At 73.1% G+C, this 15,482-nt stretch carries 13 protein-coding genes; 3 read left to right on the forward strand and 10 right to left on the reverse strand.

Annotated elements, in window-relative coordinates:
• Positions 1-441 precede the first annotated feature (441 nt).
• The gene (gene tyrS, locus ACFVFS_RS30255; RefSeq protein ID WP_380628051.1) at positions 442-1,704 is read right to left on the reverse strand and encodes a tyrosine--tRNA ligase; all 1,263 of its coding nucleotides are present in this window, start codon (positions 1,702-1,704) and stop codon (positions 442-444) included.
• Positions 1,705-2,007: 303 nt separating this feature from the next.
• Between tyrS and ACFVFS_RS30260 the strand changes: the two genes are divergently transcribed.
• Positions 2,008-2,544 (forward strand): HNH endonuclease, encoded by a 537-nt coding sequence (locus tag ACFVFS_RS30260; RefSeq protein WP_380628011.1) that lies wholly within the window; start codon positions 2,008-2,010, stop codon positions 2,542-2,544.
• A gap of 120 nt (positions 2,545-2,664) precedes the next feature.
• Here the strand turns inward: ACFVFS_RS30260 and ACFVFS_RS30265 are convergent, their stop codons facing one another.
• From ACFVFS_RS30265 to ACFVFS_RS30290, 6 genes are all read right to left on the reverse strand, one after another.
• Positions 2,665-4,431 carry a PQQ-binding-like beta-propeller repeat protein gene (locus tag ACFVFS_RS30265; RefSeq protein WP_380628012.1) on the reverse strand — a complete coding sequence of 589 codons (1,767 nt, stop codon included), beginning with the start codon at positions 4,429-4,431 and terminating at the stop codon, positions 2,665-2,667.
• A 119-nt stretch (positions 4,432-4,550) separates the two neighbouring features.
• Positions 4,551-4,853, reverse strand: coding sequence for a 4a-hydroxytetrahydrobiopterin dehydratase (locus ACFVFS_RS30270; RefSeq protein WP_380628013.1), 303 nt, complete (start codon positions 4,851-4,853; stop codon positions 4,551-4,553).
• Positions 4,854-4,943: 90 nt separating this feature from the next.
• Positions 4,944-5,702, reverse strand: coding sequence for a sulfite exporter TauE/SafE family protein (locus ACFVFS_RS30275; RefSeq protein ID WP_380628014.1), 759 nt, complete (start codon positions 5,700-5,702; stop codon positions 4,944-4,946).
• Between the two features lie 172 nt (positions 5,703-5,874).
• Positions 5,875-6,936: an SPFH domain-containing protein gene (locus tag ACFVFS_RS30280; protein ID WP_380628015.1), complete on the reverse strand. Its 1,062-nt coding sequence runs from the start codon at positions 6,934-6,936 to the stop codon at positions 5,875-5,877.
• Between the two features lie 10 nt (positions 6,937-6,946).
• Positions 6,947-7,369: an NfeD family protein gene (locus ACFVFS_RS30285; protein WP_380628016.1), complete on the reverse strand. Its 423-nt coding sequence runs from the start codon at positions 7,367-7,369 to the stop codon at positions 6,947-6,949.
• Positions 7,370-7,534: 165 nt separating this feature from the next.
• Positions 7,535-8,326 (reverse strand): ABC transporter ATP-binding protein, encoded by a 792-nt coding sequence (locus ACFVFS_RS30290; protein ID WP_344333919.1) that lies wholly within the window; start codon positions 8,324-8,326, stop codon positions 7,535-7,537.
• A 149-nt stretch (positions 8,327-8,475) separates the two neighbouring features.
• Here ACFVFS_RS30290 and ACFVFS_RS30295 point away from each other — a divergent pair, with 149 nt between their 5' ends.
• Complete coding sequence (locus tag ACFVFS_RS30295) at positions 8,476-9,273, forward strand: hypothetical protein (protein WP_380628017.1); 798 nt, start codon at positions 8,476-8,478, stop codon at positions 9,271-9,273.
• 3 nt (positions 9,274-9,276) lie between these two features.
• Here the strand turns inward: ACFVFS_RS30295 and ACFVFS_RS30300 are convergent, their stop codons facing one another.
• The 3 genes from ACFVFS_RS30300 to ACFVFS_RS30310 all read right to left on the reverse strand — a co-directional run bounded on the left by ACFVFS_RS30300 (position 9,277) and on the right by ACFVFS_RS30310 (position 13,924).
• Positions 9,277-9,927 carry a response regulator gene (locus tag ACFVFS_RS30300; protein ID WP_376088936.1) on the reverse strand — a complete coding sequence of 217 codons (651 nt, stop codon included), beginning with the start codon at positions 9,925-9,927 and terminating at the stop codon, positions 9,277-9,279.
• Positions 9,920-11,017 (reverse strand): GAF domain-containing sensor histidine kinase, encoded by a 1,098-nt coding sequence (locus ACFVFS_RS30305; protein ID WP_380628052.1) that lies wholly within the window; start codon positions 11,015-11,017, stop codon positions 9,920-9,922. Before ACFVFS_RS30305 ends, ACFVFS_RS30300 begins: the two co-directional genes overlap by 8 nt.
• Positions 11,018-11,326: 309 nt before the next feature.
• Positions 11,327-13,924 (reverse strand): FHA domain-containing protein, encoded by a 2,598-nt coding sequence (locus tag ACFVFS_RS30310; RefSeq protein ID WP_380628018.1) that lies wholly within the window; start codon positions 13,922-13,924, stop codon positions 11,327-11,329.
• 279 nt (positions 13,925-14,203) lie between these two features.
• On the opposite strand from ACFVFS_RS30310, the gene serB reads away from it, so the two are divergent.
• Positions 14,204-15,475 carry a phosphoserine phosphatase SerB gene (gene serB, locus ACFVFS_RS30315; RefSeq protein ID WP_380628019.1) on the forward strand — a complete coding sequence of 424 codons (1,272 nt, stop codon included), beginning with the start codon at positions 14,204-14,206 and terminating at the stop codon, positions 15,473-15,475.
• Positions 15,476-15,482 lie beyond the last annotated feature (7 nt).

A 15,482-nucleotide genomic window follows, 5' to 3' on the forward strand; every position in this document is an offset into this window, starting at 1 on the left:
CTCCAACCCCAGAGAATCTGAGGCCGGGGATGTCAACATATCTGGCGTTGACTTTTGGCACGCTGTTGAGTTCTCAAGGAACGGACGCTTCCATCGGGCGGCTTTCACACCGGCCCTCCGGGCGCTTCGCTCTTTCGTGTTTCCAGCTTATCAGATGTTTTCCGCTCCGTTTTCCGGAGTTTCATTCATCCGACTTTCCCGAACTGGTCCGGGGCCACTTTCTGCGGCGCCCTCCACATTAGCGCATTTCGAGTGTCACTCGAAATTCACGCTCCGAGAGCGATACGCGCTGAGTGGGTGGCCGCTTCAGCGACTCGTTCAACACTAGGCCACCTGGAGGACATCGTCAAACATCAGGGGCGGGATCCGGCTGGATCCCGCCCCTGAGGGTCGAAGCCGCAGGTCAGCGGCGTCGTGATTCGGCCATCGCGGCCGGTTCGATCACTTGGCCAGCTCGGCCGCGGCCAGGTTGCGCTTGCCACGTCGCAGGACCAGCCAGCGGCCGTGCAGCAGGTCGGCCTCGGCCGGCACCGCCTCCTCGTCCGTCACCTTGACGTTGTTGAGGTAGGCACCGCCCTCCTTGATCGTCCGGCGGGCGGCCGAACGGCTCGGGGAGAGGCCGACGGCGACCAGCAGGTCGACGACCGACTGGAGCTCGGTGACCGCGGCCTTCGGGACCTCGGCGAGCGCGGCGGCCAGGGTCGGGGCCTCCAGTTCGGCGAGGTCGCCCTGGCCGAACAGCGCCTTGGAGGCGGCGACGGCCCGCTCGTACTGGTCGGCGCCGTGCACCAGGGTGGTCAGTTCCTCGGCGAGGGCGCGCTGGGCGAGGCGGGCGGCCGGGCGCTCGGTGGTCTCGCGCTCCAGCTCCTCGATCTCCTCCTTCGAGCGGAAGCTGAAGATCCGCAGGAAGTTGGGGACGTCCCGGTCGTCCGCGTTCAGCCAGAACTGGTAGAAGGCGTACGGGGTGGTCAGCTCGGGGTCGAGCCAGACCGTGCCGGACTCCGTCTTGCCGAACTTGGTGCCGTCGGCCTTGACGATCAGCGGCGTGGCCAGCGCGTGCACCGACTTGGCGTCCGCCTTGCGGATCAGGTCCGTGCCCGCGGTGAGGTTGCCCCACTGGTCGCTGCCGCCGGTCTGCAGGGTGCAGCCGTAGCGGCGGTTCAGCTCCAGGTAGTCCATGCCCTGGAGGATCTGGTAGCTGAACTCGGTGTAGCTGATGCCCGCGTCGGAGTTGAGCCGCCGGGCGACGGCCTCCTTGGCGATCATGTTGTTGACCCGGAAGTACTTGCCGACGTCGCGCAGCAGGCTGATCGCGGACATCCCGGAGGTCCAGTCCAGGTTGTTGACCATGCGCGCCGCGTACGGGCCCTCGAAGTCCAGGAACCGGGAGATCTGCCCGCGCAGCCGCTCCACCCAGCCGGCCACCGTCTCGGGGTCGTTGAGCACGCGCTCGGCGGTGGGCTTCGGGTCGCCGATCAGACCGGTGGCGCCGCCGACCAGGCCGAGCGGAAGGTTCCCCGCCTGCTGGATGCGGCGCATGGTGAGGATCTGGACCAGGTTGCCGAGGTGCAGGCTGGGCGCCGTCGGGTCGAAGCCGCAATAGAAGGTGACCGGGCCGTCCGCGAACGCCTTGCGCAGTGCGTCCTCGTCGGTGGACAGGGCGATCAGCCCACGCCACCGCAGCTCGTCGACGATGTCCGTCACGGTCACGCTTCTCCTTCGGTCGGGCGTCCCACCCGGTGCGGGCCCGGTTCGGCCGGGCCCCGGTGCGGAACGACGCCAGCGCTGTAGAGCCTACGCGGTCGCCGCCAGCGAGTTTCCGCCGCACTGGCACGGACGCGCCGCGAGAACCGGGTCCCGACGTGGCCATGTCCCTCCGTGACACCGGAAATTCCGTTGTTCGACGACCGTGAGCCCCTTCACAGTGGTCCCACCGCCGCGCGGCGGCAGTGACGTGGGTCGAGGACGGTCGTGCCGCCGTGGCACGCCCGCGGAAGGGTGGCCGAGGTGCGCAGCACGTTGGTTCTGAACGCAAGCTACGAGCCGCTGACGACGGTGTCGCTCCAGCGCGCCGTGGTCCTGGTGCTCCAGGACAAGGCCGTGGTCGAGCAGGCGCACCCGCTGCGCACCATGCGCGGGACGGGGGTGACGGTGCCGGTGCCGCGGGTGATCAGACTCCAGCGGTACGTGCGGGTGCCGTTCCGACAACAGGCTCCGTGGTCGCGCCGCGGGGTGCTGGTGCGGGACCAGCACCTGTGCGCCTACTGCGGGCGGCGGGCCACCACGGTGGACCACCTGCAGCCCAAGTCGCGCGGGGGCGGCGACACCTGGCTCAACACGGTGGCCGCCTGTGCGGAGGACAACCAGCTCAAGGCCGACCGGACGCCGGAGCAGGCGGGGATGAAGCTGCTCCGCAAGCCGTTCGTGCCGACGCCGCAGGCCACCCTGATGATGGCGCTGGGGCTGCGCGGTTCGGACGTCCGGGAGCTGGCCGACTGGCTGCCGGCCCAGGCCGTCGCCGTGCCCGCGCCGTCGGCCGCCTGAGTCCGCGGTCCGAGGACGCCGCCCCTCCGGGCGGCCGTGAACCGGGGGCGTGAGGGGGGAGCGGGGGAAGGCCCCGGCCGGGGACCGACGGGGGAGGTCGGTTCCCGGCCGGGCGCGGGCTCACTCCTTCGCCCGGAAGCCCGTCGCGGTGCCGAAGTTGGCCGCGTGCTCGGGGACGGCGACGACCCGGCCGCCGCCGATCAGGACGCGGCCGGCGACCAGCAGCGAGCCGGTGCCGGACGGGAAGCCGCCGCCGGCCTTCTCCTGTCCGCCGTCCAAGGCGAAGCGGCTGAGGTGGGCCGACTGGTCGAGGCGCTCGTCGACGGCGAGCACCAGGGCTCCGCCGTCCACGCCGACGGCCCGGGCCGCGCCCTTCTCCCGGGCGGTGGTCCGCCAGCGCTGCTTGCCGGTGTCCAGGTCGTAGCCGACCACCGCGACCGACCCGCCCGCCCCGTTCGCCCCGCCCGCCGAGCCGGCGGTGACCGTGGTGACCATGGTGCGGTCCTGGAAGAAGACGCCGGGGGTGGCCGAAAAGGTCCCGTGGGCGACCTCCAGTCGGCCGTCGCCGTCCGCGACCGGGATCTCGACGGCGGGGTCGCCGGCCGGACCCCAGGCGAGCACCCGGTCGTCCTCGGGCTTCTCGCCGGTGGTCAGGACGACGGGCGGTTCGGCGGAGAGCACGGTGGCCGTCCTCGGCCTGTTGTTCAGGCCTCGCCACCAGGTGACCTTGCCGTCGGCGGTGTTCAGCGCGACGACCTGGTCGACGGGCGCGGAGTCGGCGCAGGTGCTGGTGACCAGGACGGTGGCGCCGGAGACGCCGCCGGAGAGGGTGCAGAACTTCCCCTGTCCGGTGTACTGCCAGACATCGGCGCCGTCGGCGGACTGCCAGGCGACGGCGTGGCTGTCGCCGACCGCGATCACCTTGTCCTCGGTGACGCCGACGCGCGCGCCGTAGGCGCCCTTGGCGTCGGTGAGCGGCTTGGTCCACACCGTCCGGCCGGCCTTGGTGTCGACGGCGGCGACCAGCGCGCACGGGCTCTTCGGGTCGGCCTGCGGCCGGAACAGCACGGCGCCGAGGCCGGCCGGGTTGACGGTGGGCGACAGTCCGCACGGGACGGCTCCGGCGGCGGGCGGCTCCACCGCCCAGACGGGCCGACCGTCCGCCAGGCCGTACGCGCGCACACCGGTGTCGTCGGCGCGCACCACCGCGCCGTCGAGCAGCCAGCTGCCGACGAGGGTGCCGTCCCCGCCGTGTCGGCCGGCCTCGACCGGGGCGGCCCAGGTGCGGGCGTGGGCTGCGGTGAAGCCCGGTTCGCCGTCGGCGGAGGCGCTGCCGTCGTCCTCGGCGCTCACCACCACGCCGGCCGCGACCAGGACGCCGAGTGCGGCGAGGCCGGCGCCGCTGCGCACCAGCAGGGCGCGACGGCCGGGGCTGTACCGGGTGCTCCCGGCGGCGTCCGCGGCGGCGCGGGCCTTCCCGCCCCGGCCGGCCCGCCGGGAGGGGGCCGGCGCGGCGGCCGGCGCGGGTTCCGGCGCCGGTTCGGCCTCGGCGTCGGGCCCGGTCCCAGGTTCGGGCTCCAGGTGGACGTAGCCGTCGGCGGTGTACTCGGCGCCGGCGGGCACGTACAGCTCCTCCCCCGCCGGCTGCGGCTGCTGCGGGACGACCACGTACGGCGCGTAGAGCTCCTGGTGGTACTGGTGCTGTCCGTCGTGGGGGTGCGCGTCCGGGACGTAGGCGTCGGGCTGCTGCTGTCCCTGGCCGTAGGGGTGGTACGGGTCGTACGGGAGGTAGGGGACGTCCGTGCCCTGTCCCTGCTCCCCCGGCCAGGTCGCCTGCTGCGGGTACCAGGACTGCGGGCGGCCGTCGCCGAGGGGGTCCTGCGCCATCCGTTCCGTCCCTCCCGGCCGCCTGCACTGCGGCAGCCAGCATCTCATGGGCCCGCGGCGGGGCCGGAGGGGACGGTTCCGCGGGAACCCGGGGGCTAAGGCGTGTCCGACACGCCTAGCTAGGCGGCGGACTCGGCGGCCAGCGCCTCGTCGATCCTGGCGGCGAGGGTGAGGTCGAGGGCGGTGAGGCCCCCGGCGCTGTGGGTGGAGAGGGCGAAGCGCAGCGTGCGCCAGCGGATGTCGATGTCGGGGTGGTGGTCCATCGCCTCGGCGGTCCCGGCGACGGCGGCCACGACCCTGATCCCGGCGGGGAAGTCCGGGGCGTCGGCGGTGCGGACGATGGTGTCGCCCTCGCGCGTCCAGTGCGGCAGGCCGGCCAGCCCGGCGGTGATCTCGTCCTCGGTCAGCCGTTCGCGGCTCATCGGCCCACTCCTGTCACCGGTCGCTGTCAGTTCACACCGAACCTATAGAGGACGGGCCCCCGGACGTCGGCGACACCTCGAAGCGAGGCCTCAGTCGGTGAGCAGCTTGGCGACGGCGGCCAGGCCGACGACGACGATGATCGCGCGCAGCGCCTGCGGCGGCAGCTTGCGGCCGACCCTGGCGCCGACCACCCCGCCGACCAGCGAGCCGACCGCGATGAGGCCCGCGGCGGCCCAGTTCACCGTCGAGGTGAAGAGGAAGAACAGGGCCGCCACGCCGTTGACGACCATCGCGAGGGCGTTCTTCACGCCGTTGATCCGCTGCAGGTCCTCCTGGAGCAGCATGCCCATCAGGGCCAGCAGCAGCACGCCCTGGGCGGCGCCGAAGTAGCCGCCGTAGACGCCGGTGAAGAAGATCCCGACGAGCAGCGGCACACCGCCGTGCGGGTCGCCGTCGGGGCGGCGGCGGGCGGCGACGGCCCTGGCGACCCGGGGCTGCAGCACCACCAGGACGAGGGCCAGCAGGATCAGCACCGGGACGACGGCGTCGAAGGCGGCGCTGGGCAGTTCGATCAGCAGGTAGGCGCCGAGGACGCCGCCGAGCAGCGAGGCGGTGCCGAAGCGCAGCAGTCGGGCGCGCTGGCCGGCCAGTTCGCGGCGGTAGCCGATCACGCCGCTGAGCGAGCCGGGCACCAGGCCGAAGGAGTTGGAGACGTTGGCGGTGACCGGCGGGAGGCCGACGGCGAGCAGCACCGGGAAGGTGATGAGGGTGCCGGAGCCGACGATCACATTGATCATTCCGGCGCCGACGCCTGCCGCCAGTACGGCGACCGCCTCCCAGACCGTCATGAGCCACCTCCCGTGGGGGTCCTGTCGCGGCGATCATGCCGGACGGACCGGCGGGGGTTCCAGAGGCACCCGGTATTCGGGACGTACGCCACAGTTCCCGCCGGTACGCCCGAGGGCCCGCCCCCGTGCGGTACGGGGGCGGGCCCTCGGCGGAGCGGGTGGCGGGCGGCGGTCACTCCGGGTCGATCTTGCGGTACTCGCGGAGCGGGTCGATCCGGGGCCGTGCGGAGCCCTTGGTGTCGGTGTCCAGCGGGCGCGGGCCGGCGGCCGGGTCGATCGGGACCTGGCTGGAGGCCGGCGGGGCGGCCGGGGCGGCGGCGCTGGGGGCGGCCACCGCGCTGCCGTTGGCACCGCCGCCGTTGCCGGTCAGGCCGGTGAACGCGCCGCCGAGGCCCTTGAGCGCGTCGCCGACCTCGCTGGGGATGATCCAGAGCTTGTTGGCGTCGCCCTTGGCCAGCTCGGGCAGGGTCTGGAGGTACTGGTAGGCGAGCAGCTTCTGGTCGGCGTCGCCCTGGTGGATCGCCTCGAAGACGGTCCGGATGGCGGCGGCCTCACCGTCGGCGCGCAGCACCGCGGCCTGGGCCTCGCCCTCGGCCTTGAGGACCTCGGCCTGCTTCTCGCCCTCGGCGCGCAGGATCTGCGACTGCCGGTTGCCCTCGGCGGTGAGGATCGCGGCGCGCTTGTCACGCTCGGCGCGCATCTGCTTCTCCATCGAGTCCTGGATGGAGGTCGGCGGCTCGATCGCCTTCAGCTCGACGCGGTTGACCCGGATGCCCCACTTGCCGGTGGCCTCGTCGAGCACCCCGCGCAGACCGGCGTTGATCACCTCGCGCGAGGTGAGGGTGGATTCGAGGTCCATCGAGCCGATGATGTTGCGCAGCGTGGTGACGGTGAGCTGCTCGATCGCCTGGATGTAGCTGGCGACCTCGTAGGTGGCGGCCCGGGGGTCGGTGACCTGGTAGTAGATGACGGTGTCGATGTTGACGACCAGGTTGTCCTGGGTGATCACCGGCTGCGGCGGGAACGGCACGACCTGCTCGCGCAGGTCGATCCGGTTGCGGACGCGGTCGATGAACGGGACGACGATGTTCAGGCCGGCGTTGAGCGTCCGGGTGTAGCGGCCGAAGCGCTCCACGATCGCGGCGCTGGCCTGCGGGATGACCTGAATCGTCTTGATCAGCGCGATGAAGGCCACCACGACCAGGACGACCAGGACGATAAGGACGGGTTCCACGGACTCTCCCCTAGACGACCAGGGCGGTCGCGCCCTGGATATCGACGACGTCGACCTGCTCCCCCGGCTGGTACACCTGCTCGGGGTGGAGCGCGCGGGCCGACCAGATCTCGCCGTTGAGCTTGATCCGGCCGCCCTCCGCGTCGACCCTTTCCGCGACGACCGCGGTGGCGCCCTTGAGCGCCTCGATGCCCATCTTGATCTGCGGGCCCTTCCGCAGCGCCCGGTAGGCGATCGGGCGGATGACGACCAGTTGCGCGACCGAGGCCGCGACGAAGGTCAGGACCTGCCAGACCGGGTCGGCGCCCAGTCCGGCGACGCCTGCCGCGACGAGCGCGCCGACGGCGAACATGGCGAGTTCCGGCATCGCCGTGATCACCAGCGGTATGCCGAGGCCGACGGCGGCCAGGAGCCACCAGATCCAGCTGTCCACGTGTCCATCCTAGGGAGGGAAGGGCCTTCGAGGCGGTCAGTTCCCGCAGGTGGAGGGGCGGAAACCGGTCGCGCGTACGACCGGTTCCGGTTCGATCGGGTTCAGCCGGGGTTCAGCGGCTCCGCGCGGGCCGTGTACGGGGTCCCGCGCGGAGCCCATGCGGGGTCAGCCGAGCGGCAGGCCCTGGGCGGACCAGCGGTCGCCGTGGCGCTCCAGGGTGAGCGGCAGGCCGAAGCACTTGGAGAGGTTGCGCGCCGTCAGCTCGGTGTCGATCGGGCCGGCCGCGAGCACCTTGCCCTGACGGATCATCAGGACGTGGGTGAAGCCGGGGGCGATCTCCTCGACGTGGTGGGTGACCATGGCCATGGCCGGCGCGAACTCGTCCTGGGCCAGCGCACCGAGGCGGCGGACGAGGTCCTCGCGGCCGCCGAGGTCGAGGCCGGCGGCGGGCTCGTCGAGCAGCAGCAGCTCGGGGTCGGTCATCAGCGCGCGGGCGATCAGGGTGCGCTTGCGCTCGCCCTCGGAGAGGGTGCCGAAGCGGCGGTCGGTCAGGCCGGCCATGCCGAGGCGGTCGAGCAGGGCGAGGGCGCGGGACTCGTCGGACTGCTCGTAGGTCTCCTGCCAGGTGACGGTCATGCCGTAGGCGGCGGTGAGCACCGTCTGCAGCACGGTCTGCTCGGCCGGGAGCTTGTCGAACATCGCGGCGCCGGCCAGGCCGATCCGCGAGCGCAGCTCGAAGACGTCCACCTCGCCGAGCTTCTCCCCGAGGACGGTGACCTTGCCGGCGGTCGGGAAGAGGTACGAGGAGGCGATCTGCAGCAGGGTGGTCTTGCCGGCGCCGTTCGGGCCGAGGATGACCCAGCGCTCTCCCTCGGAGATGGACCACGAGACCTGGTCGACCAGCGCGCGCCCCTCCCGGACCACGGAAACGTCCACCAGCTCCAGCACGTCGCTCATGCCTACGCCTTCCCCAAAAACAGATATCTCGGCCGTCGGTGCGGGCGGGCGTCCTCCTCCGGCGGCCGGTGGGCACGGAGTGGGTGCGCCGCACGCGCATGGGCAAACCTACGCCACGCGGATGGCCGCCGATTCCGTAGGCTGGCCGGATGCTCGCCACTCCTGCCGACAATCCGTACGAAGAGCCCCGTTCGGGGCGGCTGACCGCCTGGGGCAACGCCCTGCTGGCCGGTCTGGTGCCGCCCGACAACGCCGCCGCGGCGGTGCTGGGGGCCGACGAGAGCCACCGGGTGACCGGGCTTCCCGGGGACGGCCCGGACGAGCGGCACGGGCTCACCTGGGCACTGGGCCGGCTGCGGGTGCTGGGCGTGAAGGGCCTGCGGCTGGCACTGCCGACCGCCGGGCACCCGCTGGGCCTGACCGGTCCCGCGCCGTTCAACGAGCGGGCGATGGGGGCCGGGGAGGCGGTGCTGGCGGTCGGGGTACCGCTGGGGCTGGTGCCCGAGGTGGAGGTGTTCGGCCCGGCCGGGGACCGGTCGGCGACGGTGCTGTGGCGCTGCACCGAGGTGAACGACACACCGCCGGCGGACGTGCCCTCGCTGCACGAGGCGGAGTTCGAGCTGGCGGACGGGCTGCGCCGGGCGACCGCGCTGCTGACCCGGCTGGACGTGGCCGGGGCCGGGCCCGAGGCGCTGCGGGCACTGGAGGCGTACCGGCGGCGCGGGCACGACGAGCTGCTCGCACCGGGGTACCCGCCGCGCGCGGTGCGGGTCCTGGAGTCGGCGCGCCAGGTGGCGGCGCTGCTGTCGATCGCCTCGGGCGGTCACGGCGCGGCGGTGAGCGCCTCGGAGATCGCGGCCCGGCAGGCGGCGCTGGCGCCGCTGTGGCGCACGGCCCGCCGGGCCCAGGTGGCGGCGTACAACGCGCTGGTGGACGAGCGGACCTGAGTCCTAGCGGGTCTCGCCGTGCCGGACGGCCCAGAGCGCGGCCTGGGTGCGGTCGGCGAGGTCCAGCTTCATGAGGATGTTGGAGACGTGCGTCTTCACCGTCTTCTCGGACAGGTGGAGGCTGCGGGCGATCTCCCGGTTGGACCGGCCGTCGGAGATGTGGCCGAGCACCTCGCGCTCGCGCTCGGTGAGGGTGCCGCCGCGGCCCTGCGGGGGGCGCGGGCCGTCGTCGGCGAGCAGCGCCTCGGCGAGTTCGGGCTGGAGCAGCACGTGGCCGGCGTGCACCGAGCGGATCGCACCGGCCAGCGCCTCCGGGTCGACGTCCTTGTAGACGTACCCGGCGGCGCCGGCCCGCAGCGCGGGGACCATGGTGCGGTGCTCGGTGAAGCTGGTGACGATCAGGATCCGGGCCCGGCTGCCCTCCTCCTTGAGCGTGCGCAGCGCCTCGATGCCGTCGACGCCGGGCATCTTGAGGTCCATCAGCACGACGTCGGGGTCGAGGGCCCGGGCCCGGTCGACGCCCTCGGCGCCGTCGGCGGCCTCGCCGACCACCTCGATGTCGTCCTGCACCTCCAGGAAGGTGCGCAGGCCGCGGCGGACCACCTGGTGGTCGTCGACCAGCAGGACGCGGATCGCGGACGCGGTGTCAGGCACCGGGGACCTCCATCTCGACGACCGTGCCCCTTCCGGGGGCGGAGTCCAGGGTGAGTCGGCCGCCGACGGCTTCGGCTCGGTCGCGCATCGAGACCAGACCGAGGTGGCGGCCGGCCCGGCGGACCGACTCGGGGTCGAAGCCCCGGCCGTTGTCGCTGATCCGCAGCAGGGCGCCGCGGTCGGGCGTGCCGGCCAGGGTGACGGTGACCCGGCGGGCGCCGGAGTGGCGCAGCGCGTTGTGCAGGGCCTCCTGGGCGACCCGCAGCAGGGCGGCCTCCTGGGCCTGCGGCAGGGCGCGGACCCGGTCGGCGGCGAAGGCGACGTCGGCGGTGTGGGCGCGGTCGAGGACCTGCACCTGGGAGGCGAGGGTGGCGCTCAGGCCGTCCTCCTCCAGGGCGGCGGGGCGCAGCTCGACGACGACGGCGCGCAGCTCGTCGGCGGCCTCGGCGGCGAGCCGGGCGACCTCGGCGAGCTCCTGCCGGGCGCGGGCCGGGTCGCGGTCGACGAGCTTGGCGGCGGCCTTGGCGGTGAGGCGCAGCGAGAAGAGCTTCTGCGAGACGGCGTCGTGCAGGTCGTGGGCGATCCGGGCGCGTTCGCCGGCCAGGGTGAGTTCGCGGCTGCGCTCGTACAGGCGCGCGTTGGACAGGGCGAGCGCGGCGTGGGCGGCGAGTATCCGCAGGAGTTCCTCGTCGTGGTCGGTGAAGCCGCCGCCGCCCTGCTTGTTGGCGAGGTAGATGACGCCGAGGACGGCGGGCTCGTCCTCCGCGGGGTCGGGGTCGACGATCGGCATGCCGAGGAAGGCGCCCAGCTCGGGGTGGGCCTCGGGCCAGCCGCCGAAGGCGGGGGCCTTGCGGACGTCGTCGAGCCGGACGGCGCGGGTCTCGTGGAACATCGCGGCGAGCACGCCGTGCTGCCGGGGCAGCGGGCCGATGGCCTTCCACTGCTCGTCGGTGACGCCGTCGACGACGAACTGGGCGAAGCCGCCGTGGTCGTCGGGGACGCCGAGGGCGGCGTACTCGGCGCCCAGCAGGCGGCGGGCGGAGGCGGTGATCCGGCGCAGGACCTCGCGGACCTCCAGGTGGCGGCTCATCGCGAGCAGGGCCTGGCTGACGGCCTCGATGCCGGCGAGGCAGGGTTCGCAGGCGGGCAGGGTGGCGGCGGGCGGCGGGCCGACCGGGATCCGGTCGGCGGACAGCGCTCCGGCGTGCCGGTGGTCGCTTGGCACGGTGGGCATGTCGCCAACCTACCGCTGCGCGCGGGGCCCGCGCGTCCGTCCCCGGGCCGGGCGGGGCCCGGGTCTGCGGACCTAGGCCGCCCGGGCCCGCCATGCTGGGCAAACGCCGCGGGGGCGGCCCTCCCCGGGTGGGGCGGGCCGCCCCCGCGGGCGGACGGCGGGCGGTCAGCCCTTCTGCATGACCTCGGGCTCGTGACGGCGCTGGAGGCGGGTCACGACGATGCCGATGAGGACGGACATCATGATCAGGATCCCGGCGTCGAACCAGAACTGGCCGGCGTTGTGGCCCCAGATCGCGTCGTACTCGGGGTTCTGGAAGTCCTTGTTCCAGGGGCCGAGCAGGTGCGAGAGGTCCAGCGTGGTGGCGACCATGCCGGTGCCCCAGCGGGCCGGCATCAGCCAGGCGAACTGCTCCAGGCCGGGCTTGGAGAAGACCTGGAAGAGGCAGCCGGTGAAGACCACCTGGATGATCGCGAACATGACCAGCAGCGGCATGGTCTTCTCGGCGGTCTTGACCAGCGCGGAGATCGCCAGGCCGAACATCATCGAGGCGAAGCTGAGCAGGATCAGGCCGAGGCTCATCTCCAGGATCGGCAGGCTCTTGACCACCAGGCCGTCGGAGGGCAGCTTGCGCGGCAGGAAGCCGACGGCGGAGATGATCGCGCCCTGGATCACGCTGAAGAAGCCCAGCACGATGATCTTGGACATCATGTACGCCGAGCGGGACAGCCCGGTGGCCCGTTCCCGTTCGTAGATCGCCCGTTCCTTGATCAGCTCGCGGACCGAGTTGGCCGCCCCGGAGAAGCAGGCGCCGATCGCCAGGATCAGCATGATCGTCGCGGCGCCGCTGTTGAGGCCGAGCTGCGTCTTGGGGTTGCGGGCCAGGCCGGCCTCGTTCGGGATCAGCACGCTGACCGCGCCGAGCACCGCCGGCAGCAGGATCGACAGCGCCAGGAAGCCCCGGTCCGAGGCGAGCACCGAGACGTAGCGGCGGATCAGCGTCCACAGCTGCGAGCCCCAGCTCTGCGGCTTCGGCGGGCGGACGGCCTCCTGCCCGATCTGCGCGGACTGCACCGGCTGCACGGCGCCGGAGTCGATGTCGGCCGAGTACTGCTGGTGGTGCACCGAGCCGCGGTAGCGGCCGGCCCAGTCGTGGTCCGGGTAGTTCTCGAAGGCCTGGAAGACATCGGCCCAGGTCTCGTACCCGAAGAAGTGCAGGGCCTCGTCCGGCGGGCCGAAGTACGCCACCGAGCCGCCCGGCGCCATCACCAGCAACCGGTCGCAGAGGGCGAGTTCGGCCACCGAGTGGGTGACGACCAGGATGGTGCGGCCGTCGTCGGCGAGGCCGCGCAGCATCTGCATGACCTCGCGGTCCATGCCCGGGTCGAGGCCGGAGGTGGGCTCGTCCAGGAAGATCAGCGAGGGCTTGGTGAGCAGCTCCAGGGCGACCGAGACGCGCTTCTGCTGACCGCCGGAGAGCGCGGTGATCCGGTTGTCTGCGCGCTTGTCCAGGCGCAGCTCGTAGAGCACCTCGTCGATCCGCGCCTCGCGCTCGCGCGGCTCGGTGTCGCCGGGGAAGCGCAGCCGGGCCGCGTACTTGAGGCCGGTGCGGACGGTCAGCTCCTTGTGCAGGATCTCCGACTGCGGCACCAGGCCGATGCGCGAGCGCAGCTCGGCGAACTGCTTGTAGAGGTTGCGGCCGTCGTAGAGGACGTCGCCGCGGTCGGCCGGGCGGTAGCCGGTGAGGGCGCGCAGCAGGGTCGACTTGCCGGAGCCGGACGGGCCGATGACCGCGACCAGGGACTTCTCCGGGACGCCGAAGCTGACGTCGTTGAGCAGGATCTTCTTGCCGCCCTTGTGCTCGACCTCGACGGTCAGGTGGCGGGCGGAGAAGGAGACCGCGCCGGTGTCGACGAACTCCTGCAGCTGGTCGCCGACCAGCACGAAGCTGGAGTGGCCGACGGTCAGCCGGTCCTGCGCGCCGATCAGCTGGCGCTCGACGCGCTGGCCGTTGAGGAAGATGCCGTTGTGGCTGCCGAGGTCGACGATCTCGTAGCGGCCGTCCGGCAGCTGGCGCAGCTCGGCGTGGTGGCGGGAGACCTGGAGGTCGGAGACCACGATGTCGTTGTCGAGCGCGCGGCCGATCCGGATGGTCTTCATGCCGGCGGTCAGGTTGCGGATGATCGTCGGCTGCGGGCCGCCGTCGTGCTCGGCGGGCGCCGGCTGCGGGAAGCCCTGCTGGTGCGGGAAGCCCGGCTGCTGCTGCGGGAACGGCTGCGGCTGCGGCGCCTGCTGCTGGGCCTGCGGCCACTGCTGCTGGTGCGGCGGCTGGGCCTGCGCCTGCGGCGGGTAGGGCTGCTGGGCCGCCGGGGCCTGCCACTGCTGCTGCGGAGCGGCCTGCGGCTGCGGGGCGGCGGTGCGGCTGGTGGCCGCCTCGTGCCAGGCCGGGGCCTGGGCGGCGGGCTGGGCGGCCGGCGCGGAGAAGGCGAGCCGGGGGCCGTTCTCGGCGTTGCCGAGGTTGACCACGGCTCCCGGGAACAGCTGCGCCTGCAGGGTGCGGGCGCCGCCGGTGAAGGTGCCGTTGGTGCTCCCGTGGTCGTCCAGCTGCCAACCCGCCCCGTTGAAGGAGATGGTGGCGTGCTGCCAGGAGACCCGCGCGTCGTCGAACTGGAAGTCCGACTGCGGATTGCGACCGATGGTGTAGGACCGCCCGGGTTCCAGGACCCGCTGCTGTCCGTTGATCTCGATGACGAGTTGCGGCACTGCTCGTCTGCCCCGCTCTCTCGGTTCCCCCGATGGTGCGCCCCGGTCAGGTGGGGGCGAAATGATCGTGAATCTGACGGGGGAATCATTCCAGCCCGCCGGGCGCCGGTGAAAGCCGCCCCCGCGGACTGTGACCGGGCGGCAACGATTCGCGGACCCCCGTCGGACGGGCGGCTCCACGGGCGGCTCCACGGGCGGCTCCGGGAGCCGTCCACCGGCCGTCCACGACCCGGACGGGTGCTCTGGCGGCGGTCGGCTGCGGGTAGCGTGGGAGGCACCATGAACGCATCGCCCTTGGCCGCCGCGCCGCTCCCCGCCCCGCAGCCCCGGACCGAGGACGGGCGCACCCTGCTCGTCAAGGTGTTCGGCAAGGACCGCCCCGGGATCACCGCCGGGCTCTTCGCCACCCTGGCCGGGTACGGCGTCGAGGTCGTCGACATCGAGCAGGTCGTGACCCGTGGCCGGATAACGCTCTGCGCCCTGGTCAGCGCGCCCTCGGCGCCCGGCGCCGAGGGCGGTCTGCGGGCCCTGGTGCACCGCTGGGCCGAGGAGCAGAAGCTCCAGGCCGAGATCATCTCCGGCATCGGCGACAACCGGCCGCGCCGCGAGGGCCGCTCGCACGTCACCGTCCTCGGCCACCCGCTGACCGCCTCCGCGGTCGCCGCGCTCACCTCCCGGATCACCGAGGCCGGCGGCAACATCGACCGCGTCTTCCGGCTCGCCAAGTACCCGGTGACCGCCGTCGAGCTGGCCGTCTCGGGTGTGGCGACCGAGCGGCTGCGCGCCGAGCTGGCGCAGGAGGCGGCCACCCAGCGGGTGGACGTCGCGGTGGTGGCGGCCGGGCTGGAGCGGCGCGCCAAGCGGCTGGTGGTCATGGACGTCGACTCGACGCTGATCCAGGACGAGGTGATCGAGCTCTTCGCCGCCCACGCGGGCTGCGAGGCGGAGGTCGCCGAGGTGACGGCGGCGGCGATGCGCGGCGAGCTGGACTTCGCCGAGTCGCTGCACGCCCGGGTCGCGCTGCTGGCCGGACTGGACGCCGCGGTGACCGAGAAGGTGCGCGCGGAGGTCCGGTTCACCCCGGGCGCGCGCACCCTGATCCGCACGCTGCAGCGGCTGGGCTACCAGGTGGCGGTGGTGTCCGGCGGGTTCACCCAGGTCACCGACCACCTGGTGGAGCAGCTGGGGCTGGACTTCGCGGCGGCCAACACCCTGGAGGTGGTGGACGGGAAGTTCACCGGCCGGGTGGTCGGCGAGATCGTCGACCGGGCGGGCAAGGCGCGCTGGCTGGCCCGGTTCGCCGAGCAGGCCAGGGTGCCGCTGGAGCAGACGGTGGCGATCGGCGACGGCGCCAACGACCTGGACATGCTGAACGCGGCCGGGCTGGGCGTGGCATTCAACGCCAAGCCGGTGGTGCGGCAGGCGGCGGACACCGCGGTGAACGTGCCGTTCCTGGACACCGTGCTGTACCTGCTGGGGATCACCCGCGAGGAGGTCGAGGCGGCCGACGTCCTGGACGGTCCCGCGGACGGCGGCCCGGCGGCCGGCTGACGGCCCC

Origin of the sequence: Kitasatospora sp. NPDC057692 (genome assembly GCF_042799475.1) — a bacterium.
In the GTDB taxonomy this organism is placed as follows: Bacteria; Actinomycetota; Actinomycetes; order Streptomycetales; family Streptomycetaceae; genus Kitasatospora.

Excerpts from the sequence above, each read along its gene's own strand:
- ACFVFS_RS30265 (WP_380628012.1), bottom strand. The coding sequence starts at position 4,431 with ATGGCGCAGGACCCCCTCGGCGACGGCCGCCCGCAGTCCTGGTACCCG.
- ACFVFS_RS30270 (WP_380628013.1), bottom strand. The coding sequence starts at position 4,853 with ATGAGCCGCGAACGGCTGACCGAGGACGAGATCACCGCCGGGCTGGCC.
- ACFVFS_RS30275 (WP_380628014.1), bottom strand. The coding sequence starts at position 5,702 with ATGACGGTCTGGGAGGCGGTCGCCGTACTGGCGGCAGGCGTCGGCGCC.
- ACFVFS_RS30290 (WP_344333919.1), bottom strand. The coding sequence starts at position 8,326 with ATGAGCGACGTGCTGGAGCTGGTGGACGTTTCCGTGGTCCGGGAGGGG.
- ACFVFS_RS30295 (WP_380628017.1), top strand. The coding sequence starts at position 8,476 with ATGCTCGCCACTCCTGCCGACAATCCGTACGAAGAGCCCCGTTCGGGG.
- ACFVFS_RS30305 (WP_380628052.1), bottom strand. The coding sequence starts at position 11,017 with ATGAGCCGCCACCTGGAGGTCCGCGAGGTCCTGCGCCGGATCACCGCC.
- serB (WP_380628019.1), top strand. The coding sequence starts at position 14,204 with ATGAACGCATCGCCCTTGGCCGCCGCGCCGCTCCCCGCCCCGCAGCCC.